Origin of the sequence: Rummeliibacillus suwonensis (assembly GCF_007896435.1) — a bacterium.
In the GTDB taxonomy this organism is placed as follows: Bacteria; Bacillota; Bacilli; order Bacillales_A; family Planococcaceae; genus Rummeliibacillus; species Rummeliibacillus suwonensis.
Genome location: NZ_VCBL01000006.1, coordinates 66,350 through 86,058, shown reverse-complemented (window position 1 = coordinate 86,058; position 19,709 = coordinate 66,350). Strand labels below are relative to the sequence as shown.

The window sequence follows — 19,709 nt, the reverse complement described above, 5'->3', positions numbered from 1 at the left end:
TTTACAGAAGAAGAGGATTAAAATCAGGTGAAATTTTACTGGCTTTTTCATATTGCTAAAAAGGGTACCAACAAATACTTTTGACTTTATGTATTCATTGCCATTAGTAGACAACTTAAAAGATGAAATGCAAAAGGTTGTTCTTGCAGCTTAAATGAAAACAGCAAAAGATTTCATAACGTCTAAGAATGTAAAAATCTTTAAGATTGCAATGTATATTAAAGAGGGAGTACTAACTAAAGAAATGATCTTAAAGAAATGAGAGTCTGAAAGGTAAAGATAAAACGATAGATAGCCTAGAAAACCACTTTTTTAATCGTTAATTTCCAAATAAAAAATTAATAAATGTTAAAAAGCAAAACGAATATATTTTGCTTTCTTCTGGTTATTAGTCGATGCTAGGTAAGACTAATCGATTGATTTAAAACGAAAAAATACTTACTACTATTACGAGTGCTGAAACCACAAAAAATAAATATCCCCAATTACTTTTTCTTTGTATTTCTTCTACTCCAATAATTATTAATAAAAAACTTAGCGATAGAGAGGATATTGGAGCATATGAAAAGTCATTTTTAATTAAGCTGTATCCATACGCAAAAACAATAAGTAACGAAACAATTATTTTAAAATATTTCAAGGAAACCCCTCCTTTTGGATAAGCTTTAACATAAAATATAGTATTTGCTGATACTCCAGAACCAACTTCTGCTGCGAAGGAATTCAATATCGACATTAGTGCCTAAAATCATAGAAAAAGAAGGTTTTAAATGTGTTTATTAATGAAGGTGTGGAGATTACATAGAACAAAAAATAGTCTTTGCCTTGTGTTTGGAAATTTGACGTAGTTCCAAATTATTAAGACGGAAAATATGTTTAGTTATATTCTTTTAAAAGATAGGTTGATTTAATAATAACGTTTTTATCATTGATCAAGAATTCTCCAAAATAAATATTCTTGCAGTTTGCAATATGTGAAAGGAGAGAAGAATAATGTGTTCACTTCTAGAAGTTGAAAATCTAAATAAAAGTTTTGAAAATTAATTGGATATGAACACTTAAAATTTATTTTTTATTTTATGTGTGTTAGTTATCCAAGGTTATTTATACTAATAAGCAGTTTCAAAAATAGTTTGTCAACACTAAACTATCCAATTTTTATGAGGTCGGTAACTTGAATTTATTTTGTACTGAGTAATATATACGAAATTTTCCATTTTCACAAAGCCTGGCTATTTGTTATTTCAATTTGACTGTAAAAGTTTGATGCTGACGAGATATAATTGCATACTCCATTCAATTGTTAAAGTAATGTCCTGAATTTTATCTTTTTGTCCAACATAGTACACACTATCCATTTTTAATAGGCTCCAAAAATAAAAGAATAAAAAATGTGTCAATGCTTGTGACTAAAAAGTAAGATATAATAAGGGGGAGTACGTTAGAATGGGGGATCAGCAGATGGATGTTCTTGACCTTCTCGATCGATTGGATGAAATCGAAATATTATTTGAGCCAATTTTTAGTGCAGATGAGCATGTTATTGTGGCCTATGAAGTAATCGGCCAACTTATGAAAGATGATCAACACTTTAACATTGTTGAATTTACATATGACGAAACAGTTCCAGCTGATATTCGTGCAGAAGTGGAATTGATCATGATTAAAAAAGCGATAGAAATCTCAACTGATGCATTGCAAGAAACAAATCTTTATATACCATGTAATCCGAATTTATTGATGATGGATTTTGGTGAAGCGTATTTTAAAATGTTAACAGACATGGTAGAAGAGAGTCTTTTACCACATATTTACTTAGAAATGCCAATGCAAAAGTTTAATGGGGATCTTGATCAATTCCGACACCCTATTTATTATATTAAAACATACGGGGTCAAAACGGTTATAGCTGATATCGGACCAGATAGTAATTTGGATCAAATTCTACTTTTGGAGCCCTCTGTGTTGAAAATGGAAGTAAGCGGACTTGATTATGATGCCTGGGGTGCTCAAAATCATATGTTTGCAACGATTCAATCGATTGCTGTCAAAATGGGAGCAGCATTCATGTTCGATAATATCAAAACAAGCTATGAATTGCATTATGCATGGAAAAACGGAGCGCGCTATTTTAAGGGTTCCTATTTAGAAAAACCATCCAAGCAATTTATTGATCGTGATATATTGAAAATGCGTTTTCGCAGTGAATGTCAGCAATTTATTTCGACGGAGAAAAAAATCTTAGCATTGAAGTACGAGGAAATGAATAATCTCCAAAAGAATATTACATCTATGGTGAAACAAATCAATCCAACAAGTGCAAATGTTGAAAGCCTGATTGAATTAGCTGAAGGATTAGAGGAATATGCTTTTCGATTATATATTTGTAATGATGAAGGCTTTCAAACTTCGCCTAATATTGTCAGGTTAAAAAATGTATGGAATATAGAGGAAGAGGCGATCGGCAAGAATTGGAGCTGGCGACCTTACTTTTTATTAAATATTATTAAGCTACGAAATAATTCAAAGGGCGATCTATCAAGCATTTATAGTGATATTCAGACTGGAGAACTAACTCGTACCTATTCAATGGCTTTAAATGATGAGGAATTTTTATTTGTCGATATTACGTATAGTTATTTAACAAAGCATAATATTGTCAATTAAAATAACAGGTGTGCTGATGAGGAAAATAGGATAATCAACACGCCTGTAAATATAAAGCGAAACTTTAATCAGTGGGGGTCTTACTGCCCGTTAACGCGGGATAAAAAGTTTAGAGATATGCGATGTTTTATTACTGAAAATTGAACGAAACTTATACCTTTAGAAGGGGTGAATGTGAGGAATCACGGTCATCCCTTTTTTATGCCTATTTTTTGGAGAATTCGATCCATTACACTTAACAATGCTGGGATAAAAATCGGCAACATGATAAAAGCGAGTAGGAAAAGACCAATGATCACATTCATCGCCACTTCAATTAGAGTAATGACTCTTGAAGGGATCAGTGCTGCAAATGTACCTCCAAGAATAATAGCTGCGGAAATAACAACACTGCCAATATGACGCGCGGCATCAACAATCGCTGTTGTAGGATTACTGTCTACCTCTCTGTAGCGCATCATTAAAAAGATACTGTAGTCTACACCCAATGCTACAATCATAATGAAACTAAAGAATGGTACATTCCATCCTAATTCACTGACATTTAAGATTTTGTCACTTAATACTTCACTCATACCGAGTGAAGTAAAGTAAGTTAATAGCAATGAAGCGATGATAAAAATCGGTTTCAGCAATGAACGAGTAATAACCATTAAGATGATGCCGATTCCAATTAGCATAATTGTAGCTGTTCGAGTGAAATCCCCACTAGCAATTTTTTTAAGATCAATATTCTGTGATGTTTTTCCACCAATGGCTACCTGTGCATCGCTTAGCTCGCTATTTTGTACAGCTGCATGTGCTGCCTTGGTGACTCGCTCTACAATTGTCATGGCTTCTTTAGAATATGGATTGACATCTAATATGATCTTCATTTGAGTGATCTTTCGATTATCAGACATATACATATCCAACGATTTTTGAAAATCATTACTTTCTAAAACTTTTTGAGGAATGTAGAATTTTTCGGAGGCTTTGGATTCACTAAGCCCTGACAAGTAATCTTGTGCATCTGTTAATCCACTGCTAATTTTCCCTAAGCCTTTTGTACTTTCTGATAATCCTGATTGTAGAGTTTCCATTTGATCAGCCAAATCAGTCAGGCCAACAAGTAGCTGCTCTTGACCGTTGTTAATCGTTGCTAAACCTGATTCAAGGGCAGGTGTTTTGTCACCAATTTGTTTTGCCCCGTTAGTAGCTGTTTGTAATCCCTTTGTTAAGCTAGTTGAGCCATCGTATAGCTGATTCACACCATGTTGCAATTGTGAGAACCCACTGTTTACTTTTGCAAACGAAGCATTTGCTTCTCTAAATGATTTCATGACCATATTGTATTGAGGTGTCAATGTATTTAATTTCTTTGATAACTCTCCAAGCTGCTGTTTTCCTGCTGAAGCGATCCCAAGTGATGTTTGAATATTGACATCATTCGCTAATTCTGGTTTTGACTGCACCAGTTTGTTCAATGAGCCTTCAATTTGACTATATCCTTGTTTGGCACTGTTGATTGCTTGTCCAATACTTGAATAATAGGTGCTAAAGGAAGATAAACCGTTTTCGATTTTCGTATAACCATTCATTAGTTGCGACATTGAACTGGATAAAGTATTCATATTCTTTTGTACAGACGCTAAGCCGTTTTCTAATTCTTGAGCGCCATTTGCTCCTGCACTTACACCATTCGATAATTCATTGACAGCTTTTCCTATATTAGAAACACCTTTTTTAGCTTCATTTGTTCCATCAATCAGGTCTTGTACATTTTGTAAACTATTTGTATCCTTTTGACCGAGTTGATTCTTAGCTGATGACAACCCATTATTTATTTTGCCAACGCCTTCATTAGCGCTTCCTAATCCACTATTCAATTCCTTTGATTGATCTTTGATATATAATTCATCCATTTTTTCACCGATCGGACGAGTCGAAGTCATTGCTTCAGATACGCCATCTACTTGAGAAATCTGGTCGGCGATTTCATCTAATGCTTGTAATGATTTTGCATTGTCTAATGGTTGATCTGATTGTATAACGAGGGTAGCGGGAGAAGAAAACCCAGAAGGAAAGTGATCTTCAATTACATTGATCCCTTGTTTCGATGCATAACTATCATCAATTTCTAACAAATCATCATAACTAAGAGAATGACTATAATTCCATACAAATGGAATACATACGATAGCTGTGAATACTAAGGAGATCAATGGTCGTACAGCAGAAATTTTAGCTAAAAATCCCCAGATTTTATTATCACTATGTCCCTTAAATGTCTTAGTTGGCCAAAACATCTTCTTCCCCAATAGGGCCATAAAGAATGGATTTAATGTCATTAAAACAAGGACGAGTACAGCTACTCCAATCGCAACAGCGGAGCTTGCTCGGTATAATCCGAATTCCGCCAAAATAAGAGCGATAAATCCGATGAACACAGCAAGTGCGCTATAGAGAACTGTTTTACCAGCTGTCTTATAGGTTGCCTTTACTGCCTCAAGAATACTGTCTTGCTTTATAAGTTCTTCTTTGAAGCGAGTGAAAAGTAAAATATTATAATCTGTTCCAATCCCAAATAAGATAACGACTAGGAATACTTGTGTAAAGTTCGAAAATGGATAGTTGAATTGATCCACTAACTGTGCGATGATTCCGAGTGATACTAAATAGGATATCCCTACTGATAAAAGGGAGATAAGTGGTACTATCGGTGAGCGGAATACAAGGATTAACACAGTGATAATAAAGATAGCTGCAATGACTTCTGTTTTCTTGATCCCTTCTTGTGTTGACTGAACAAAATCTTCTGTAATCAGACTGTTACCTGTCAGATAGGTGTCCACATTCTTTGTAGCTACGGTTTTCTTGAGTTCCTTTGCTATCTCAGAAATTTCTCTATGTTTCTTCGTTACTTCCAGTTGTGTGAGGATAGTCGTTCCATCTTTAGAAATGAGTTGTTTTTTTGTTTGGTCATTATCTAAATGAGTCACCATATTCTTAATACCAAGTTGGGATTTTGTATTTTTTAATTTATCCATTACTTGCTTTATTTCTTCTTTTTGCTCCGTTGTTAATGCATGGTCATTACCACTGTTAAATACAGCGATAATTTGCTCTTTATCTCCACTATCTTCATCCATTTGACTGAGCATATTTTGTGCCACATTACTTTGGGCACTATCAGGGATAGTGACTTGTCCTTTTTCCCTTACTAATTGATTTAAATTAGGCATCGTTGTAACAATGATTACTGTGATAATGATCCATAATATGAATGAGACCACTCTCCAGTTCATGAGTTTCTTCATAGTCTGTTCCCCCTCTTTTTATTCAATCCATAAAGCATCACCTTAGGTTGAGGGATAAAATATCAAAAAGAAGATCAACCAGTTGAATTGATTTTTTATCCCACCATATGGGCGTATACACCCCATTTAAAGATTAAGGTTTTCTTTATTGGCGGATGCTGACTGATACAAAGTCATACATGTGTTTACTTTTGTCTATAAACAAAGTATACTCAGCATTATAAAAGGGAACAATGTTCAATTTTTATCTATATGTATAATTTTGTCCACTTGCTTATAGCAATGTTCAATTTTGAAAAAATATTTTAGGAGTGCGAAAAAAATGGGCGAGAAAGCAGAATATAAAAGTGCCATTCGTTCTCGAAAAATGATCAGGCATGCATTTGTGGAATTATTGATGGAAAAAGACTGTGAGAAAATAACTGTCAAAAATATAGTGGAAAGGGCTGATATTAGCAGAGGCACATTCTATGCTCATTACTCGGATATATACGCTATGATAGCAGAAATAGAAAATGAAGTATTGGGGAAAATGTTGGAGTTTCTCGATGAATTTAAGGGTGTCGAGTTAATTCTAAATCCTAATCCTTTTTTATTAAAAATGGCTCATTTTTTTGAACAGGATATTGAATTTTATCGTATGCTCATCATCTCAACGAAAGGTGCACCTGACTTTGTCATGAAAATGAAGGCTGTTCTATTAGAGAACTTAATAGAGAAGATACTTGATCATAAAGAAGCCATTCATTCAACACAAGAACAGAAAGAATTCATCTTACGGGTTAACTTTTTTGTAGGTGGACTTTTTTCTCTGTATCAGGAATGGTTCGCGGGGAAAATTGAATGTTCTTTAAAGGAACTGACGACAACCGTTAGTAGCATTATGATGCAAGGGTTTCAATCTTTTACTTTGAAATAAAACGAGATTTGCTGCTTATCTCGCATAAACAGGCAGTAAATTCCTACCAAATAAGACGCCAGCAAAGAGCAAGGAAAAGAGGGGGCAACTGCCTGAAAAACCTGATTGGTTCAACCAATTACCACCCAGTGTGGAGTTTCTATTTTATCCCGCATGAAAAGGCAGTAAGATCCCTCGCAATAAGACTCCCGTAAAAAGCAAGAGGAGAAGAAGGGCTTAACTGCCAGTAAAAGCTCGATAGGTTCAATTCATCTCCAGTGAAGGGATAAAGAAAATCCTCACTGTATGAAGTTTCAATTTAAACGTAGGCAATTTACCTTTTAAGGCTGTTCTTAAATGAGAAGAATCTTTCCGAATTAGTAGAATTGTTTTTTATCGCGTTCTTCTTTCAAGATTTCAACTGCCTCTCTAAAACGAAGTGAGTGTACGATTTCTCTTTCACGAAGATACTTCAGACCGTCATTTAAATCTGGGTCATCTGACAGATCGATAATCCATTGGTAAGTTGCACGTGCTTTTTCCTCCGCAGCGATATCTTCATATAAATCGGCAATTGGATCGCCTTTTGCCTGAATATAAGTTGCGGTAAATGGGACACCTGAAGCATTACTATAAAAGAGTGCGCTATCATGATTAACATAATGATCGCCAAGTCCAGCAGCCTTTATCTGTTCGGGGGTTGCGTCTTTTGTTAGTTTATAGACCATTGTAGCGATCATTTCAAGATGTGCAAATTCTTCAGTGCCTATATCATTTAAAAGACCTATCACTTTATCTGGGATCGTATAACGTTGATTTAAGTATCTTAGAGCAGCAGCTAACTCACCATCAGCTCCACCATATTGTTCAATTAAAAATTTTGCTAATCGAGGATTACACTCCCTTACCTTTACGGGATATTGTAGCTTTTTTTCGTAATACCACATTCATATTTCCTCCTATCACTTATTCGAACTTGATCAGCTACTTATACTTGCCAAGGCCAAGGGGTATCGATCCAGTCCCATGGATAATTTGAAAAACTCTTTCCAAAATGCATGAGCGGGCCAAAACGTTTTTCAAATTCAATTTTCATTTCCATGCTTTTTAAAGAAGCGTCATTGAATTGTTGAATAGCTTCAAAATCATTTGGGTGAGTATCTAAGTATAAATTCAATTCAACAATCACAAAGTCATTTGCTTGAATTTCCTCGAGCATCTGATAGAACTCAGGAGGTAATTTTTTAGTCATCTTATTTCCCCTTTTTTTCTGGATTCGGATAAGGGCTGAAAAGATCTGGCCAAAGTGTGCCGCAGTGTAGTGCTTGCCTTGCGGTTGGATATTGTGGCAGTCCCGGTGGTTGGAATGGTATATACAGTTGTGGTGGAGTGGAGTAACTTTTTACGCGTATGGGTTTACAAGGATCGAATGGACTTACATAAGGCTTCCAATATTTAAATTGTGTAAACATATAAACCTCCTTTCTATTTTATTAGCATCATTGCATTTATATGAATACAGCTTAGGCATTATACGTTATTTGTCCTTCAATGTTGAATATTGTAAAAATGATTAGAGTAAGGATATTTATTTAAAAACAAATTTTTCTACTGAAAATAATGGAAATATTGTAAATTCATATAGAAATAATAATTATCGATAGCGTTAATACATTATGGATTATAAATATCTCTCGTTTTATGGTATTTATTTCATTAGCAATACTTAAATTTTTATAGTTTAAATCACTAGTGTTGCATAAATTTAACTGAATTTTCTGTTTTCTTAATTTCCCATTCTAGAAGAAAAACAAAGATACTCAAACAGAAGTAGTAAACATCCATTTTTTTACTATAACCTTTGACGAGAGCGACGGAAATAATGAATCCTTATGGGGCGGCACTTCCTTTGATTTTTCGAATCCAAGTGCGCGCTGGTTTCCAAGGGTCTGCCTTTAACCACCGACTAATTTGTAAGTAGGTCCGTAAACTGTTCGTGTTGTGCTGAGCCAGTACGTTTAAACAGTAAACAATCATTGCGATGTACACTCGATTATGCACGGCTTGCTCGCTTTGTCCGTAAAATTTCTTGATATTCAAATGTTGTTTCATCCATTTAAAAAACAATTCGATAGCCCATCGTGATTTGTACAATTCAGTCATTTCGTCTGCACTTAAGTCAAACCGATTGGTGATCAAATGTAACTTGTTGCCTTTTGAATCCAGTACTTTGATGAGACGAAAGGCATTCTCCGCACGATTTTGTATAGTTCCAATTAGAATCATTTCATCGGACAATACCATTATTGAATCCTCAGAGAGCTCAAGTGGTTCTAGCACTCGTGTGACGCATTTTTTCGTAAGCGTGAGACAAAGAAATAGCCATCGTCTGTCATGCGGTCGAATCGTTCGTAGTCGAGGTGACCACGGTCAAACACGTACATGCATTCTTTGTCGTCTACCAGCACTTCTAATTGGCCACGATCATGTTCTTTTGCATTCGTGAGGACCGCTTTGTCTAGATATGAACAGCCTTTTTCTAAGAAAACGAGACGTAAATGAAGCTTGATGCCTGATTTTGTTTTCCGGAATTCAGCCCATTTATGATAGTTCAAGTTCAGTGGCAACGTACTCGAGTCAATGATTTTGAGCGGTGTCGTTGTTTTTCTGCGCTGCTCAAAGTTGGTTTTTTGATAAATTTGTGCAACTAAGTCTAGAAATACTTGCTGGAAAACATCCGTTGGCACTTAGTTTAATCGGCGTCCTAATTGCGAAAAGCTAATCGATTCTAAACCTGTCGCTTTTTGTAGGTCGTTCGAAAATAGCGCATCACTGACAGCGCGTAGACTTTCCGTTTCATTGAACCGCGCGAATACCCATAATTTCAGGAATGAATCGATCTGTAGCTTCTTTGTATAGTGATTTAATGGACAGGCTACCACCAATTCCTCCAGTTTTGTGGAGGAATTGGGTGAGAACCATTGTTCAAATGATGTTTTTCGTGTAAACTTATCCATGCGATTTCCCTTTATTTTGGATTTGGATGGCTTACTACCGCCCAACCATTATAAAGGATTTTTTTATTCATAGAATATATTACAGAAAATTCAGTTTTAATTAGAGCGTTGAATTATTTTAATGCGACGCTAGTAAGTTTAAATGTTTGTGATTTTATTAAAAAGAGCATCTAAAAAAAATTAGTGTGAAGAAAGCATGAAAATATCTAACTACATTATGGCTGGATTAAAGTTAACGAATGAATGTAGTATGGATGTATGGGCACACTCCAATTAAATCAGTAAGATCAAACAAATGAGAGGACATGTCCGAAGATGAAACCCAAAAAGTATAATCAAGAGTTTAAACAAAGACTAAACGACAGCTGATGTATCGGTGATTCAAAAAGAAAATCTTCGTTTAAAACAGGAAATTAAAATTTAAAAAAGCTATGACTCTATTCGCTCAAAAGTAGGCGACCAAGAACTGATTGGTTGCATCAACGTAGAAAGCAATCATCAACCCATCTAACCGATATGTTGTGTGTTGAAGATGCCTAAAAGTACGTATTACCAATTATTTCGCAAAAAGCCCAACGCATCATGAAAAAGGTAGGAATCCTTTCGAACATCGTCAAAAGGTACCGACAAACACCAACGCAGAAGCTAGTAGAAGAACATGAAAATCTCTTGAATCAAGATTTTTCATCCGCTCGCATTAACGAAGAGTAGGTAGTAGATATCATTTATATTCATATGATTCAGGACGGCAAGGATCGCCTTATTTCAGTATATTGAAGGATGATATATAAACCGCAAACGAATCCATGGGAGCATTGGGTATTTGACGCAAGATGAATATGAAAAAATCTGTTGGTTATCGTCGTAAAACAGAGGGATACCCATTACCCCACCTATATCTTTAGACGGAATTTCCATAAATGATTTCCTTTACATCCCTAGTAGGCGATCAAAGGCTCTTTTCACTTTAAAGGGCTACTGGGGGTGTGGAATACTCTAAATTTGAGGTTGCACAGAACCAAAAAATAAACTTTTGTGTGTCCAAATACTTGACGTAGATCCAAGATAATAGCTAAAATTGCATTATAAATATAAATAAATTTATTATAGTTAAGCAAAACTGCTTATTATTACTTAATAATATTATTTTCTTTTTAATTTAAAAATAAATAATATTAGGATTATAAGTGTCTTTAGCTTTTTTGCTGTATAATTCTTTATTAGTATAAACAGTGAAAAGATTTTAGGGAGTATAATTTATGAAAATAAAATTAGATCATCAAATAGTTATATATATTATTTTTCTATTTATAATAAGTTGTTTCTTTATCTATTCGAGTAGTTTAAAAAGTGGACAGTACGGTGGAGCTGTAAATTTTGTTTACAAACAAATTTTTTTCTATATCATAGGATTTGTTTCTATGATTATAATTTCTAAATTAGATTTAGAACAATTAAAAGCTGTCTCTTTCTTTATTTATATTGTTATTTTTATTTTATTGATAGGTTTAATTTTTGCACCAGAAAGCATTGCTAGACCAATAAATAATGCGAAAGCATGGTATCAAATTCCTTTTATAGGAAGTTTTCAACCATCTGAGTTTTTGAAGTTTTCCTTCTTAATATTAACAAGTTGGATAATTGTCACACACAATAAAAAGTACAATGTTCATAAGCTAAAAACAGATTCTTTATTGCTTGGTAAAGTGGCATTACTTACTTTGCCGCCAATGCTTTTAGTATATATTCAACCTGATACAGGAATGATTATGTTATATGTTTCAATGTTATTACCTATGTTATTCTTTTCTGGTATCCAAAGGAAAATATTGATTTTTATCTTAAGCATTCCTATATCTATATTTAGTTTTATCTTATCTTGTTATATTTTCTTTAATAAATTTTACCAAGATAAAATTTTAGGAAGCCTATCACCACATCAAATTTCCCGTATTAACGGATGGCTCGATCCATTTAATTATGGCGATTCTGCCTACCAGACCAAGCAAGGTTTGTTGGCAATTGGCACAGGACAAGTTTATGGAAAAGGATTTATGCACAATAATGTATACGTTCCTGAGAAACACACAGATTTTATTTTTTCTAATATTGCAGAGGAAACAGGTTTTATAGGTGCTTCTATTGTATTAGTTATATTATTTTTGATAATTCTTAGATTTGTGCAAATATCTTTGAATGCTAATACTCAGTTTACTATTCTTCTAACATCAGGTATTGTTAGCCTTTTTACTTTCCAAGTATTTCAAAACGTTGGAATGACAGTTGGATTGTTGCCTGTTACAGGGGTTACCTTACCTTTCTTAAGTTATGGTGGTAGTTCATTACTATCAAATATGATGTTAGTAGGAATAATGATGTCTATAAAAAACTCATATGTAGATCTAATGTTCAAAACAAAGGAGAGAGATTAAAGTGAATCGGAAACAAATGAAATTTCGTATATACATTCTTTTTTCTTGTGTATAATTTTGGGCTTACATCAAGTTTCTGGACATACAAAAGTTTATTTTTTTGTTCTACTATCTTTGTGCAATATCTAATTTTGAAGATATTATTTAATACTCCCTTTCTTAACAATTGAAATAAGCCAAAACTATATATTCTTCTGATTCATTATTCTGACATTCTCTTATTTCTCAACATTTTCTATTAAAATTGTATGGTAATATTTATGCAATAAATATAATGGTGAAACCTAAAAAACATTAAAATTGGAGATCTATTTAACCGATAAAATCTTGTCTTTAGGCATACTTAAAAACTTCGCAATTTTCAATTTAAAAATTTGAAAATTGTTTTAAGAAGTTCGAAAAAGTTTTTCCTATTTTCTCCTCTCCCTTTTAGGAATGTACGAGCCATGCTAGTTTTCTAGAGGTTAAGGAGAGAGTGCATTTGTGTTGATGCTTAGGTACTTCATCGTATTTCTTTTGGTAAAAGGAAAGGCTTGATATTCGGGGGCATGTTTTCGTATGGCGGCTGATGCTTGCACAAGAATAGTGTAAATATTGATTACCGGTTCGCATGTGACCAGTGCTCTCGGATTCATATTTGCTCGATTAATACCATGTCCACACCAAACCCGCCTATTCGCTAGAGCATGATGATCATCAAAACAATGAATATCACCCCAATCTCTGCAATTAACTCCACTGCATACATGGGATCGATGCCTTTAATCGATATGTTGATGTTTGAGAAATACCTTTCTTTTATCAAGCGTTCGATCTCTTTATCAAACGCTTGACTTGAGCTTCCATATGTTAAATCGTACTTAAAATGGCCGATAAGGATAAATTAACAGGATTCATCATGATCTTATCCAAACAATACGAGTTCTGAGTGATTTTTTGAGATATTTTGCGATTTTCTCGGCTTCTGCAAGGTGCTCTTCCCCTTTTCTTGTAGAAATTCAACCAGTTCTTCTAGTGGCATTTCTGCAATCGTTTCTGAATTTAATTCTTCGATCATCGCAACATTTGTCGCCCCAAATGTATCAGAGAAGGGGTTATCTTTGAATGAAAGTGTCCGCAACCTCTATATCATTGGAAACAGATAATCAGTCAGTGTTTGACCTTCGCCATGTATGAAATGAATATGATGGGAGCGTAAACTCAAATTTATACCGACTAGCATTTGTGACATGCCAATCATCTCCTGGGATAGAATTAATCAAGATATGCTCAGACTTGGGTTCTTTGCCCAGTCAAATCATCAATGTCTGCCTTGTGATAAGCAATCTATGTGGGAAGACTTTCCATGATGAACGATGGGGAGCAGGCTTATAAACAGGTACACATTAGTGTCTGCAAGGAAGAAAAGATATTTCTAGTGCATATCCATTGTCGCATGGACATCATTCATAAGTGAATACTTGTGTTTAAAAAAGGACGAAATACTAAAATGGAGCCTTTTCCATCCTTCCCCTTACAATATGAAGTTGATGTTTAAAAATGGGTACGCTAAATTGGCAGGTGAGCACCCGACCTTATTACTCTTATGAAAAACGATGGAAATTGATAAAACAGGATGATTGCCTTTTGTCTCTTTGATCAAACCGAGGGCAAACATAAAAAAGAGTTAGGGGCCAATCGGCGACCACTTCCTATAGAGGAAATCCAATTAATTTTCCAGCTGTCGGGATTAACTGGAAGTTCTATTGGAAAGAGCTTTTACTACTAATATCAAATGAAAGATAAAGTCCAGGAACATTTAAAATTTACTGGAGAAAAACAAATGGAAATATCCATTTTTTACAAAACATTCTAATTAACAAAAGATGGAAAAATAATCTTAGATTCAAACAATCAATTTGGTAAAGAATAGTACGAAAATGACCGAACATAAGATAACTTCTAAATCATTTCTCATACCCTCCAAAATTGAAACTCTCTTAAGCGTTTCTAAAGAATAAAGAGGCTGGGACAGAACAAAATTAGCTCTACCCAAAACCGAATAATTGAACTTGAACTTAATAAAATCAATTTCATAAAGCGTCTTTCTTTGAGAAAATACGATTATTCGATGATGAACATCATTTAGAATGGTGTGAAGTGGGGGACGACGACTCCTCGAAAATGCATGCGCATTTCCTTCGTGCGGTGTTAATTCAAGAAGGTTATTCAAAGTCCTGCGGGAAAAGCTTGAGCTGAAAGCCCCGCAGAAACGTTTTAAGGAACAAAGCCTAAGTTCGCCACGTCCTGTGGCAACGGCTTCGGGATCAACGTCGTGTCGACCCGAGGAGATTGAAGCCAAGCCCGCGGAAAGCGCCGTCTGGAACGGGACACAAAACTGAATGTTACGAAAAAATATATATTAAATGTTCATGCTTTTTGTACAAATTCCTCATTATGAAATAAATTCAATAGAATAATAATAAAAAGAAAATCCGAACAAATGTGAAATTTTAAATAGAATTTCACATTATTGTTCGGATCTTTTATTAGCTAAAATACTTTTGTCCCAACCCCTCGTTTTTACTATATGTGAAATATATAGACTAGATATTGGAATGAAATTGACAAACCTAGATTATTAGTCCCATACTGTTACAGTATGAATAGTTCCTCTATAATTTACTTTATTTAAATCATACGATGTGTTCGAAGAAAGGTCACTCCATGTAGCACAATTATCTCCTGATTTTCCAGAAGTAGTTTTTTCTACTGGATTAGGCCATATCGGAGCTCTTTCAAGACCGAATTTAACTTTATCAGTACCTTTAACACATACTTTCAAGTTTCCTCCATCTGCTGAATAAATACGAATAACATATGCCATATCCCAAGTGCCCAGTTTCTGCCATCCAGAAGCCGCACTAGCATTTGTTAAATCGAAAAAGGAAAAAATAGTTAAGGCCATAGCCATAGATAAAATGATTTTAATTTTTTTCATATTGTACCTCCTAAGTATAAGTGCTATTTTTTTAATTTCACTATAGTTATTAGTTTTTAATAAATAAACCAATATCCAGTAATTAAAATTATAATATAAAATATATTATTTTTGAATAAAATTTATTAAAAAGTTTAAATTTTCTATTTTAGAAAAAAACATTATAAATAAAAAATAGTAGTGAATGTAGTATAGATGTATGGACACACTCGAGTTAAATCAGTAAGATAAAACAAACGAGAGGACGTGTCCGAATATGAAACAAAAACGATACAACCACGAATTTAAACAAACAGTGGTCGAGCTTTATCGCTCTGGTCAAGCGGTTAATGATCTAGCACGCGAATATGGTGTTTCAGAAGTGACAATTTATAAATGGATGAAACTTGCATCTGAGGTATCTGTCATCCAAAAGGAAAATCTGAAATTAAAAAAGGCTATGACCATATTCGCTCGAAAATAGACGACCAAGATTTGATCGACCATATAAAAGCTGAAAGCGAACATCAGTCAGTACAATTGATGTGTCGTATTTTAAAGATGCCCAAAAGTACGTATTACCAATCTCTTCATAAGAGGCCGAATAGCTATTATGTCAAAAATGAAGAACTACTGAAGCGAATTCATAGTGGAATTGGTTACCTCACTCCAGATGAATTCGAAAAGATATGTCAATTTTCAGCGTAAGAACTAAGGGGGCTTAATCAAACTCTGCCCCCTCTTTTTGGGCGCAACTTCCATGAGTTATTCTCTCCACATCCCAAGTAGGCGGTCAAAGGCTCTTTTCACTTTGAAGGGCTATTTAGGATATCGGACACTCCAAAATAGAGGTTGCGCAGAACAAAAAAATAAACTTTTGTGTGTCCAGAAACTTGATGTAGATCCATTCTACGACACCATTAGATGTATAGACATTTCCAGGACGTAATTGAGCTTTTAGAAAACCCCCTGTCAAACACCATCAAAAGCTACGAGTGGATGGAAACCAACTGTTCCATAATGGGAATTGTATGCCGCAGATTCTTGGTGACCATAGGTATCCGAATACGTCGAATCCAAGTCAAAGATAAGTGCTTCTGATCCTCTGAAAGTATGTATTTTATCAAACAATTCCTGATTGGCTTGATGATATTGTTCAATAGATTTGGGCATCGAAACGTTTATAAAATTGAGATAGAAGCCAAATGATTTATGCCAATTACTCGTGTAAATACTGGAACATCTATCAATTGATTCTCAGCATCATCTTGTGCATATCCAGCAATGGTTTGATAAATCTTTTGCCGAAGCAAATTGATATTGGGATGAATAAAGAACAGTCTTTCATTTTTTAAATGGAGATGTTTCGCAATGGTCTTGGAGAAATTAATTTTCTCATCAAATTCACCTGTATCAGAAGAAAGATCCCCTCCATTATCTGATAGCTTATTTATAAAATTCTATGAATAATTCAGGATTAAAAGTGCTAAAGGTATCTAAAATAAAAAGGTGAAATTATTATTTAGGAAAATATCAAAGAGAAAAATGGGATTTGATCTTTCTTATTTCAATGCTTTCTTTATTTTCACTGTTTTCTGCAGTTCTTGTATTATCTACATTTATAATAAAGGCTAGCAGAAAAATATGATATACACTTTTTCAAGAAACGTCCTTTGATATCTGAATATTCTAAATTTACAAAAGAGACAATTATAGTGTTATACTAATAAATGTACTACATGGGTATTAATTTATAAAATGCTATTTTTAGGTGAATAATTCATAAGATTGCATAAGGGAGAGAGTTTAATGAAAAATTTAAAAGTTATTTTATCTTTAGCTATGGGATTAACTATCTTTTCTGTTTTTGGCTTAACAGATGCTAGTGCAAAAGCGGGATGGCAAGATTTGGGAACTTGGAAAATGAAATCGGTTGTCCCAATTTATTCAGATGGTGGTAATCTAAAAGCCTGTGTCCAAGGAACAGATAAAGTTACCTTCAATTTAGCCAGAGATATTGGGATACCACTACCAGGAGAAAAAGCTACAACATCGGGTTCAAGTACTGCAGGAAAGAATTGTGCAAATTGGAGTGGATTATCTTCAGGAGCCTATAACTTGCATAAAGATAACTACAGAACTGTATATCATTTTGTAACTGTATTTGATTAAGAGATACTATATTCATGACTAAAACAACATTTGTAAATTAATATTTTCATGTAGCTTATTTTATTAAATTACAGTTAGTGACTTATTTAAAATTATTTTCGTTGTATAACGGAATCTAAAAGAAAATGTTTAAGAGGTTGGGACAAAAGTATTTTAGCTAATGGAAAATCCAAACAATGAATAGGAATTCTACTAAGAATTCTCTATTTGTTCGGATTTTCTTTTTTTATTACCATGATATAGAATTCAATGATTCGGTTTTTGGAGAAGCTCATTTAGTTCTGTCCCAGCCTCTTTCTTACGATTAGTCAAGTATATTTCAGTAAATTCTTTTGTGTTTTATGATTTAGTTATAGATGGGAGGGGTACCCCTCCCATCTATAACTAAATCTTCGCATGACGAAAAGACCTCACCTATGTGTAAAATAGTTCTCGAACAAAATGGTCGATAAAAAAAGAGAAAGCACTCTATCATAAAATGTACGCTTGGACGGCGGAATATATCTAGAAAGAGGCTTTCTCATGAGTAAAATTATATCAGAAATCTATGGACTAATAAAGAAAACAGAAAATCTAATCGAATTAGAAGAACACTTACAATTATTGATGTATCAAGTATTTAGTGAGATTCTAGGTGATATTTTTACTCAACTAGATCAGGTGATTGTCAAAACAAAACAACAGGAGAACTGGGTTGTGAAGCGAAAAGATTCGAAGACCATCCAATTTATCTTTGGAGTTGTAACATTCCAACATACTTTAATGGGCTGTTTATTGCAAAATAAAAGTACAGAGGTTTGCGAGAAATTTGTGCAGAACTCAACTGCATAAAAAAAGGCTTGCCAGCCCCATAATAATTCCCTACTGTATTGATTGAGAGACCACAACAGTAGGAGGACATGAAAGGATGCTAGCGATGCCTGAAGTAAATTATATCAAACATTTAAGAGAAGAAGAAGATTTATCTATAAACGAGATTGCAAGAAAAACTGGTTGTAATTGGAGGACTGTTAAAAAATACGCAGATGGAGAAAGTTTTCAAGAAACACTCAAGTTCACTAAAAGAGGAATGATGTATGAGGAGGGGTTCGGAGAAATTGTTGACTGTTGGCTTGAGGAGGACATGAAACTCAAGAGAAAAGACCGAAGAACTAGCAAGAAGATCCATGAAGAACTTAGAAACAACCATGATTTTAAAGGTTCGTATCGGACCGTATGCGAATATATCCAACACCGAAAGCCCCAACTCAAAGCAGCCAAGGTTGAAAGACATGAGCGTTTAGAACACCCTCCGGGTGAAGCACAAGTGGACTTCGGAAACATGACTGTGGTAAAAGACGGAGCGTATAAAGATGTCAAAGCCCTAATCTTGAGTTTTCCACATAGTAATGCTGGATTTAGCTACCCTCTTCCAAGCGAAAATACGGAGTGTTTCCTTGAAGGGCTAAAGGAGTTGTTTCACCAGGCTGGAGGGGTCCCAACCTATCTACGTATTGATAACTTGTCTGCGGCAGTAATTTCAATTGGCAAAGGGGACAAACGGACCTACACTGACGCATTTTTGAGATTCAAGTGCCATTATGGTTTTGAAGTGCAGCCATGTAATCCGTCAAGCGGGCATGAGAAAGGAAATGTGGAAAAGAAGGTTGGTTATACAAGGAATAATCTATTTACAACAGCACCGATAATGAAGAGTTTTCCACAATTAGCGGACTGGTTGAAGGAGGGAATGGAAAAGGATCGGCAACGCCTCCACTATGAAAAAAATGTGTTGATTGATGAGTTGTGGAAAGAGGATAAAAAACATTTGAAAGCCTTGCCTTTAACGGATCTTCCGATTTATTCTGTAAAATCCACAAAGGTTAATAAATATGGGGAAATTGAAGTTGACGGTGAAAAAATTGTTATCCACAAAGCGAAAATGAAACAAGGATTGGTCCTCAAAATGGAATGGGATCGATTCACCTGTTTTACGAATGGCGGAGAAATTGTTTACCAGGAAGACCGCCCTTATATGAATACAACAAGAGCGATACCATGGAATGATATTTTAATAGATTGGGAGAAGAAGCCTCGGTCTGTCAAGTATTCACGATTCTTTAAATATTTGCCTGAGAGGGTTCAAGCGTATCTGACGATACACCCGGAAGAAACCCGAGCAAGGGTTAAAGGTATAAAGAAACTATTAGAGAAGCATACACTAGATGATATTCACTCCTCTCTGGAAACAGAAGAACGGCTTGAAAGAGCTCCACATGAACTGGG

The 19,709-nt window shown here is 34.6% G+C and carries 14 protein-coding genes and 2 pseudogenes; 7 read left to right on the top strand and 9 right to left on the bottom strand.

The genetic code is table 11. From position 1 onward, the window contains the following. Positions 1-421 precede the first annotated feature (421 nt). On the bottom strand, positions 422-640 hold the full coding sequence (locus FEU33_RS18055; RefSeq protein ID WP_186731482.1) for a DUF3953 domain-containing protein: 219 nt from the start codon (positions 638-640) through the stop codon (positions 422-424). 806 nt (positions 641-1,446) lie between these two features. Between FEU33_RS18055 and FEU33_RS18050 the strand changes: the two genes are divergently transcribed. Beyond that, a complete protein-coding gene (locus tag FEU33_RS18050; RefSeq protein WP_244951075.1) occupies positions 1,447-2,667 on the top strand; it encodes an EAL-associated domain-containing protein in 1,221 nt (406 codons plus the stop codon). 188 nt (positions 2,668-2,855) lie between these two features. Here the strand turns inward: FEU33_RS18050 and FEU33_RS18045 are convergent, their stop codons facing one another. After that, positions 2,856-5,966, bottom strand: coding sequence for an MMPL family transporter (locus tag FEU33_RS18045; RefSeq protein ID WP_146550860.1), 3,111 nt, complete (start codon positions 5,964-5,966; stop codon positions 2,856-2,858). Between the two features lie 322 nt (positions 5,967-6,288). On the opposite strand from FEU33_RS18045, the gene FEU33_RS18040 reads away from it, so the two are divergent. Further along, positions 6,289-6,885 (top strand): TetR/AcrR family transcriptional regulator, encoded by a 597-nt coding sequence (locus FEU33_RS18040; RefSeq protein ID WP_146550859.1) that lies wholly within the window; start codon positions 6,289-6,291, stop codon positions 6,883-6,885. Between the two features lie 356 nt (positions 6,886-7,241). On the opposite strand, the gene FEU33_RS18035 is transcribed toward FEU33_RS18040, so the two are convergent. From FEU33_RS18035 to FEU33_RS18020, 4 genes and pseudogenes are all read right to left on the bottom strand, one after another. Beyond that, complete coding sequence (locus FEU33_RS18035; protein ID WP_146550858.1) at positions 7,242-7,811, bottom strand: manganese catalase family protein; 570 nt, start codon at positions 7,809-7,811, stop codon at positions 7,242-7,244. A gap of 41 nt (positions 7,812-7,852) precedes the next feature. Further along, positions 7,853-8,116, bottom strand: coding sequence for a spore coat protein CotJB (locus FEU33_RS18030; RefSeq protein WP_146550857.1), 264 nt, complete (start codon positions 8,114-8,116; stop codon positions 7,853-7,855). Between the two features lies 1 nt (position 8,117). Further along, positions 8,118-8,336: a spore coat associated protein CotJA gene (locus tag FEU33_RS18025; protein WP_146550856.1), complete on the bottom strand. Its 219-nt coding sequence runs from the start codon at positions 8,334-8,336 to the stop codon at positions 8,118-8,120. 418 nt (positions 8,337-8,754) lie between these two features. Continuing rightward, positions 8,755-9,881 (bottom strand): annotated as a pseudogene (locus FEU33_RS18020) (IS4 family transposase). A gap of 1,259 nt (positions 9,882-11,140) precedes the next feature. On the opposite strand from FEU33_RS18020, the gene FEU33_RS18015 reads away from it, so the two are divergent. Beyond that, a complete protein-coding gene (locus FEU33_RS18015; protein ID WP_146550855.1) occupies positions 11,141-12,313 on the top strand; it encodes an FtsW/RodA/SpoVE family cell cycle protein in 1,173 nt (390 codons plus the stop codon). A 904-nt stretch (positions 12,314-13,217) separates the two neighbouring features. Here FEU33_RS18015 and FEU33_RS18010 read toward each other — a convergent pair. Together FEU33_RS18010 and FEU33_RS18005 are read right to left on the bottom strand one after the other, a co-directional pair. Further along, positions 13,218-13,433 (bottom strand): hypothetical protein, encoded by a 216-nt coding sequence (locus FEU33_RS18010; RefSeq protein ID WP_146550854.1) that lies wholly within the window; start codon positions 13,431-13,433, stop codon positions 13,218-13,220. Between the two features lie 1,500 nt (positions 13,434-14,933). Next, the gene (locus tag FEU33_RS18005; protein ID WP_146550853.1) at positions 14,934-15,293 is read right to left on the bottom strand and encodes a hypothetical protein; all 360 of its coding nucleotides are present in this window, start codon (positions 15,291-15,293) and stop codon (positions 14,934-14,936) included. 256 nt (positions 15,294-15,549) lie between these two features. Here FEU33_RS18005 and FEU33_RS18000 point away from each other — a divergent pair, with 256 nt between their 5' ends. Beyond that, positions 15,550-15,756 (top strand): transposase, encoded by a 207-nt coding sequence (locus FEU33_RS18000; protein ID WP_146550852.1) that lies wholly within the window; start codon positions 15,550-15,552, stop codon positions 15,754-15,756. Between the two features lie 417 nt (positions 15,757-16,173). On the opposite strand, the pseudogene FEU33_RS19215 reads toward FEU33_RS18000, so the two are convergent. After that, positions 16,174-16,726, bottom strand: a pseudogene (locus FEU33_RS19215) (transposase); the annotation flags it as partial. 355 nt (positions 16,727-17,081) lie between these two features. On the opposite strand from FEU33_RS19215, the gene FEU33_RS17985 reads away from it, so the two are divergent. The 3 genes from FEU33_RS17985 to istA form a co-directional block, all read left to right on the top strand. Next, entirely contained in the window at positions 17,082-17,444 is a 363-nt protein-coding gene (locus FEU33_RS17985) for a hypothetical protein (protein WP_146550850.1), read from the top strand. A 522-nt stretch (positions 17,445-17,966) separates the two neighbouring features. Beyond that, entirely contained in the window at positions 17,967-18,275 is a 309-nt protein-coding gene (locus FEU33_RS17980; RefSeq protein WP_146550849.1) for a UPF0236 family transposase-like protein, read from the top strand. Between the two features lie 76 nt (positions 18,276-18,351). Further along, positions 18,352-19,709: IS21 family transposase (gene istA / locus FEU33_RS17975; RefSeq protein ID WP_146549928.1), on the top strand; the 1,358-nt coding region annotated here is incomplete at its 3' end.